Genomic DNA, 6,300 nt, shown 5'->3' with positions numbered 1-6,300 from the left:
CCGGCTGCATAGCCCGGGCGTCACAGGCGGCTATCGGCGGTGAACCCTATTCTGAAACCCGGCCGTATTTATTTCAGATTGCAATAACCGGACCCTTTCCGACCCATGACCACGCCCGGCGGCAGCGATAAATTCTACGGCAGCATCCCGGTCTTTCGCGGCTTTGCGAGCCTGATGGACCCGGCGCTGTATTCGCCGCTGCCGGAGGATTGGACTATCGGGGTCGCCGATATCGTGGAGTCGACCAAGGCGATCGCTCAAGCGCGCTACAAGTCGGTCAACATGGCCGGCGCTTCCGTGATCGCGGCAGTCGCCAATGCGCTGGAGGGCCGCGAGTTTCCGTTCGTGTTCGGCGGCGATGGTGCGAGCTTCGCGGTGGCGCCGGATGATCTCGCGCGCGCCCGCGAGGCCCTGGCGGCCACCGCCATCTGGGTCGAGGAGAGCCTCAATCTGGTGATGCGGGTGGCGCTGGTGCCGGTCACCGCGCCGCGGGCCCAGAGTCTCGATGTCCGCGTCGCCCGGTTCGGGCCGTCGCCCAATCTGTCCTATGCGATGTTCTCCGGCGGCGGCCTCGGCTGGGCGGAAGCCGCGATGAAACGTGGCGAGTTCGCGGTGGCAAAAGCGCCGCCGGGGACGCAGCCCGATCTCTCCGGACTGTCGTGCCGGTTCGAGGAAATCCCCTCGACACGCGGTGTCATCCTCTCGGTGCTGGTGATGCCGGCGCCGGGCGCTGATCCCGCGGTCTTCCGCAAGCTGATCGAAGAAATCATCGCGCTGGTCGAACGCACGCCGCAGGCAGGGCGGCCGGTGCCACCGGGCGGTCCGCCGCTGCGATGGCCGCCCGCCGGTGCCGATCTGGAGGCACGCGCCCGGCGCGGCGGATCGCTGTTGAAGCGGCGCGCGCAAGTGATGGTGCACACCCTGTTTGCCTATTTCATCATGCGCTTCGGCATCAGTGTCGGCGGATTCGTGCCGCAGGCGTACGTGCAGCAGGTGGTGGAGAATTCCGACTTCCGCAAATACGACGACGGCTTGCGCATGATCCTCGATTGCACGGCGGAGCTGGAGCGCGCGCTGGCGCAGCGCCTCGCCGAGGCGGCATCGGCCGGCATCGTACGCTATGGCCTGCACCGGCAGGACGCTGCGATGATGACCTGCTTTACGCCGTCGGCGCTACGCAGTGATCACGTGCATTTCATCGACGGCGCGCGCGGCGGCTATGCCTCGGCGGCGACCGCGCTGAAGGCTATGCCGGCGTGAGTTGCCTGGTCGCCGAAACCGAACTTCAGCGCGTGGTCCGGCTCCAGGTTTCGCCGCCGCACAGCGTGCCGACGCAGCCTTCGACCTTCAGCGTGTCCGGACCCGCCACCGAAATGCTGCTGGCATAGCTGTTGCCGTCATCGGCATTGTAGATCGGCCCCGACCATTTGTTCGGCCCGGCAGCGCGCATGCCGCTGAACAGCGGCAGCCCGATGATCGGGCGTTTTGCCACCGCCGGATTGGGATTCTTGTCGTCGACCTGAGGTTTGCCGGTGGCGGGATCGGTCGGATCCCGGAGCCAGACCACGACTCCGCAAAGTCCTCCGCCGCATTTGCTGACACGCACCTGGGCGTCGCCCGCCTGCGTCAGCCACACCACGCTGGGATCGCCACCCGCCTGCGCTCGCGCCGGCATGGCGCCAAGCGATGTCGCGAGAATGGCAATCACAATGGCAATCATGAAGCTGAACCTGCAAGCCATCGACCCCTCCCGGAAAAGCAGGCCTGCTTAACAACAAATTCTGTTTTCGCAAATGTCATATCGCCGCTCTTGCGGATGCAGCAGCGCGTCCTGGTCACCAAGCGAGGCCGCAGAGGTCGAGCCCTTCCCCTCGCGCGCGTCGAACCTCCTCATACGCGGATGTGAACGTCAGTCCGCCGCTTGAGCACCGGCGTTCTGCCAGATTGCGGTGTTTAAGAACGCTGGAACCTTCTATAAGGGGTTCCGTTAAGCCACGTCTCCCATTATTGCGGACATCACCCCATGACCTTCACGCTTCCCGACCTTCCCTATGCCTATGACGCCCTTGCGCCCCATATGTCCAAGGAAACGCTGGAATATCACCACGACAAGCATCATCAGGCCTACGTGACCAACGGCAATAATTTGCTGAAAGGCACCGAGTTCGAGGGCAAGTCCCTCGAGGAGATCGTCAAGGGCTCGTTCGGCAAGAATGCGCCGCTATTCAATAATGCCGGCCAGCACTACAACCATCTGCATTTCTGGAACTGGATGAAGCCCAATGGCGGCGGCAGCAAGTTGCCGGGCCGGCTCGAACAGAAAATCACCGAGGACCTCGGCGGCTTCGAAAAATTCAAGACCGATTTCGCCGCCGCCGGCGTCGGCCAGTTCGGTTCGGGCTGGGCTTGGCTGTCGGTGAAGAACGGCAAGCTGGAAATCTCCAAGACGCCCAATGGCGAAAACCCGCTGGTGCATGGCGCCACACCGATCCTTGGCGTCGACGTCTGGGAGCATTCCTATTACATCGATTATCGCAACCGCCGCCCGGATTATCTGAAGGCCTTTATCGATCATCTGGTGAACTGGGAGTATGTCCACCAGCTGTTCTCGAAGGCCGCCTGACGCCGATCGGCCGACGAATCCTTCGGGCGGCAGCGGTCAGCTGCCGCCCTTTGGTTTGCTTGGGGGCATTTGACGGCCCTTGCCGGTCCCGCGCGGTTCCGGCACAAAACCAGCGGCACCGCCAGTAGCCGGCGGGCAAAAGCTCACGATTGAACCATCTGTCAGGGCCTTGGTGGACAGGCGTTATGTTATAATATAACGGTTTTTGATGGTTCCCTCGGATCCCAGCGGTCACCGGCATGAGCATGGGCACGTCCATCACAACCATGGACAGGCTTCCCCGCATCCGGCGCAAGCCGCGCCCTGGTCGATCCTGCGCATGAACGTGGTCTCCCGGCTTGGCGCGGCGCTCGCGGTCAGCGCCGCCCTGTGGGGCGTGGTGTGGATGGCGATGAGGTGAGCATGACCGCGGAACTGGAATTTCGGGATGTCACGCTGGGCTACGACCGGCATCCGGCGGTGCATCATCTCTCCGGCGAAGTCGCCCCGGGCGCGCTGCTGGCGATCGTCGGGCCCAACGGCGCCGGCAAATCGACGCTGTTTCGCGGCATCGTCGGCATCCTCAGGCCGCTCGCAGGCACGATCCGGACCGGCGGTCTCGACATCCGGGATATCGCCTATCTGCCGCAGACGGCGGACATCGACCGCAGCTTTCCGATCTCGGTATTTGATTTCGTCGGCACTGGACTGTGGCGTTTGACCGGTTTCTTCGGCGGCATGGGCAAATCCGCGCGCGAGAAGATTGCGCACGCGCTCGCCGCCGTCGGCCTCAACGGGTTCGAGAATCGTCCTATCGGCACGCTGTCCGGTGGGCAGATGCAGCGCATGCTGTTTGCGCGGGTGTTGTTGCAGGACGCGCGGCTGATCGTGCTGGACGAGCCCTTCAACGCCATCGATGCCAAAACCTCGGCCGACCTGCTGGCGTTGGTGCGGCGCTGGCACGCCGAGCGCCGCACGGTGCTGGCGGCGCTGCATGACCTGGAGCTGGTGCGCGGCCATTTTCCCGAAACCCTGCTGCTGGCGCGGGGCAAGGTAGCGTGGGGCCTGACCGCTGACGTGTTGACGGCGGAAAATCTGACGGAAGCGCGGCGGATGTGCGAGGCCTTCGACGACGGCGCGCGGGCTTGCGCCGCGGACGAATTGCCGTCGCAGGCGGCCTGACCATGATGATATATGACGCGCTGATCGCGCCCTTTAGCGAATTCGAGTTCATGCGCCGGGCGCTGGCGGCGGTGATCGCGCTGGCGCTGGGCGGCGCGCCGATCGGAGTGTTTCTGATGCTGCGGCGAATGAGCCTGGTCGGCGACGCCATGGCGCATGCCATCCTGCCCGGGGCGGCGATCGGCTTTCTGCTGTCGGGCCTCAATTTGTTTGCGATGACGACGGGCGGTTTGATCGCGGGCTTTACCGTCGCCATCCTTGCAGGCGCGGTGGCGCGCGCGACCGGGTTGAAGGAAGACGCTTCGCTCGCCACCTTCTATCTGGTGTCGCTGGCCCTGGGCGTCACGATTGTTTCCATCAAGGGCACCAATATCGATCTCTTGCACGTGCTGTTCGGCAACATCCTGGCGATGGACGACCCGACCCTTCTGGTCATTGCGGTCAACGCCACGATCACGCTCGTGGCGCTGGCGGTGATCTTTCGTCCGCTGGTGATCGAGAGCGTCGATCCGATGTTCCTGCGCACCGTCAGCCGCGCCGGCGCGCCGGCGCACCTCGCCTTTCTCGCGCTCGTTGTCATCAACCTCGTCAATGGCTTTCAGGCGCTCGGCACCCTGCTGGCGGTAGGGTTGATGATTCTGCCCGCCGGCATTGCGCGGTTCTGGTCGCGCGACATCACCGGCATGATCTGCATCGCGGTCGCAAGCGCGGTGGTTTCCGGCTATGCCGGACTGGTGCTGTCGTTTCAAAGCAGGGTGCCGTCGGGCCCCGCGATCATTCTGGTGGCGGCGGCGCTCTATGTGGGATCGGTGTTGTTCGGCAGCGTCGGCGGCCTGTTCAGGCAGCTGTTTCCCGGCCGCCACCTCGAAGCCTGACGGCAAGCCGCGATGCGACGTTTTTGCCCCTGGCTTGTCGGCCTGCTGGTTGTGGCGTCCGCCTCCCCGCTGCGCGCACAGGATCGCTTGCAGGATCGCATCAATGTCGTCGCGAGCTTCTCCATCCTCGGCGATTTCGTCAGAAATGTCGGCGGCGAGCGCGTCGGCGTCACCACCCTGGTCGGTCCCAATGGCGACGTGCACGTCTATACGCCGGCGCCGATGGATGCGAAGAAGGTCGCGGATGCCAAACTGCTGGTGATCAACGGCCTTGGCCTCGAGGGCTGGCTGCCGCGGCTGGTGCAATCCGCAGGCAGCAAGGCCACCATCGTGACCGCGACCCTGGGCATCGCGCCCATCAAGATCGACGCCGCGCCCGATCCGCATGCCTGGCAATCGGTCTTGAACGCGAAGATCTATGTTGCCAATATCCGCGACGCGCTGATGGCCGCCGACCCCGCGGACGCCGCAGTGTTTCGCGCCAACGCGCAAAGCTACCTGAAAGAACTCGATGGGCTCGACCGAGAGGTGCGGGAAGCGGTGGCGAAGATTCCGGACGGCCGCCGCAAGGTCATCTCCACCCATGATGCGTTCGGCTATCTTGCCTTGGCCTACGGTATCGAATTCATCGCGCCTCTGGGCGTTTCCACCGAATCGGAAGCCAGCGCGCGTGACATCGCCGCCATCATCAGCCAGATCAAAAGCTTGAAAATCCCGGCGGTGTTTCTTGAAAATATCAGCGATCCCAGGCTGATCCGGCGGATAGCGGCGGAGACCGGCACCCGCATCGGCGGCACGCTCTATTCCGACAGCCTGACGGCTGAAAACGGCGACGCCCCCACTTACATTGACATGGTCAGGCACAATATAAGAACCTTGAGCCGCGCGCTCGCCAATTAGGGGCGCGCCGGTAAATACCGCTTGCGGAGTTGGTATGCCCGAATTGACGTCCCGAAAGATTCCCGTGACCGTGCTGACCGGCTATCTCGGCGCCGGCAAGACCACGCTGCTCAACCGCATCCTGTCGGAAAACCACGGCAAGAAATACGCTGTCATCGTCAATGAATTCGGCGAGATCGGCATCGACAACGATCTGATCATCGGCGCCGACGAAGAAGTCTTCGAGATGAACAATGGCTGCGTCTGCTGCACCGTGCGCGGCGATCTCGTGCGCATCCTCGATGGCCTGATGAAGCGCAAGGGCAAGTTCGATGCCATTATCGTCGAGACCACCGGTTTGGCCGATCCGGCGCCGGTGGCGCAGACCTTCTTCGTCGACGAGGATGTCCAGAAGAACGCGCGGCTCGATGCGGTGGTGACGGTGGCCGATGCGAAATGGCTGAACGACCGGCTCAAGGACGCGCCCGAAGCCAAGAACCAGATCGCGTTCGCCGACGTCATCGTGCTCAACAAGACTGATCTCGTTTCCAAGGCTGAACTGGCTGAAGTCGAGGCGCGGATACGCGCCATCAACCCCTATGCCAAGCTGCATCGCACCGAGCGCTGCCAGGTTGCGCTGACGGACGTGCTGGAGCGCGGCGCGTTCGATCTCGAGCGCATCCTGGAGATCGAACCGGAATTTCTCGATGCCGGTGATGGTCACGACCACCATGATCACGACCACCACCACGGCCACGATCA

Annotated in this window: 8 protein-coding genes; 7 read left to right on the top strand and 1 reads right to left on the bottom strand. The window is 63.7% G+C overall.

Going from position 1 to position 6,300, the window contains the following annotated elements; translation table 11 throughout:
• Nucleotides 1–105: 105 nt before the first annotated feature.
• Nucleotides 106–1,260 (top strand): DUF3095 domain-containing protein, encoded by a 1,155-nt coding sequence (locus ABSG20_RS26725; RefSeq protein WP_423867487.1) that lies wholly within the window; start codon nucleotides 106–108, stop codon nucleotides 1,258–1,260.
• 25 nt (nucleotides 1,261–1,285) lie between these two features.
• Here ABSG20_RS26725 and ABSG20_RS26720 read toward each other — a convergent pair whose 3' ends face one another.
• A complete protein-coding gene (locus ABSG20_RS26720; RefSeq protein WP_423867486.1) occupies nucleotides 1,286–1,741 on the bottom strand; it encodes a DUF2147 domain-containing protein in 456 nt (151 codons plus the stop codon).
• A 282-nt stretch (nucleotides 1,742–2,023) separates the two neighbouring features.
• Here ABSG20_RS26720 and ABSG20_RS26715 point away from each other — a divergent pair, with 282 nt between their 5' ends.
• From ABSG20_RS26715 to ABSG20_RS26690, 6 genes are all read left to right on the top strand, one after another.
• On the top strand, nucleotides 2,024–2,623 hold the full coding sequence (locus ABSG20_RS26715) for a superoxide dismutase (protein ID WP_423867485.1): 600 nt from the start codon (nucleotides 2,024–2,026) through the stop codon (nucleotides 2,621–2,623).
• Between the two features lie 208 nt (nucleotides 2,624–2,831).
• Complete coding sequence (locus ABSG20_RS26710) at nucleotides 2,832–3,023, top strand: hypothetical protein (RefSeq protein ID WP_423867484.1); 192 nt, start codon at nucleotides 2,832–2,834, stop codon at nucleotides 3,021–3,023.
• Between the two features lie 2 nt (nucleotides 3,024–3,025).
• A complete protein-coding gene (locus tag ABSG20_RS26705; protein WP_423867483.1) occupies nucleotides 3,026–3,784 on the top strand; it encodes a metal ABC transporter ATP-binding protein in 759 nt (252 codons plus the stop codon).
• A gap of 5 nt (nucleotides 3,785–3,789) precedes the next feature.
• Nucleotides 3,790–4,659: a metal ABC transporter permease gene (locus tag ABSG20_RS26700; RefSeq protein WP_423867488.1), complete on the top strand. Its 870-nt coding sequence runs from the start codon at nucleotides 3,790–3,792 to the stop codon at nucleotides 4,657–4,659.
• 12 nt (nucleotides 4,660–4,671) lie between these two features.
• Nucleotides 4,672–5,559 (top strand): metal ABC transporter substrate-binding protein, encoded by an 888-nt coding sequence (locus ABSG20_RS26695; protein ID WP_423867482.1) that lies wholly within the window; start codon nucleotides 4,672–4,674, stop codon nucleotides 5,557–5,559.
• Nucleotides 5,560–5,593: 34 nt separating this feature from the next.
• The coding region (locus ABSG20_RS26690; protein ID WP_423867481.1) for a CobW family GTP-binding protein at nucleotides 5,594–6,300 on the top strand (707 nt) is incomplete at its 3' end.

This window comes from Bradyrhizobium sp., from assembly GCF_049512235.1.
Classification (GTDB): Bacteria; Pseudomonadota; Alphaproteobacteria; order Rhizobiales; family Xanthobacteraceae; genus Bradyrhizobium.
This window is presented reverse-complemented; position numbering and strand designations above follow the sequence as displayed.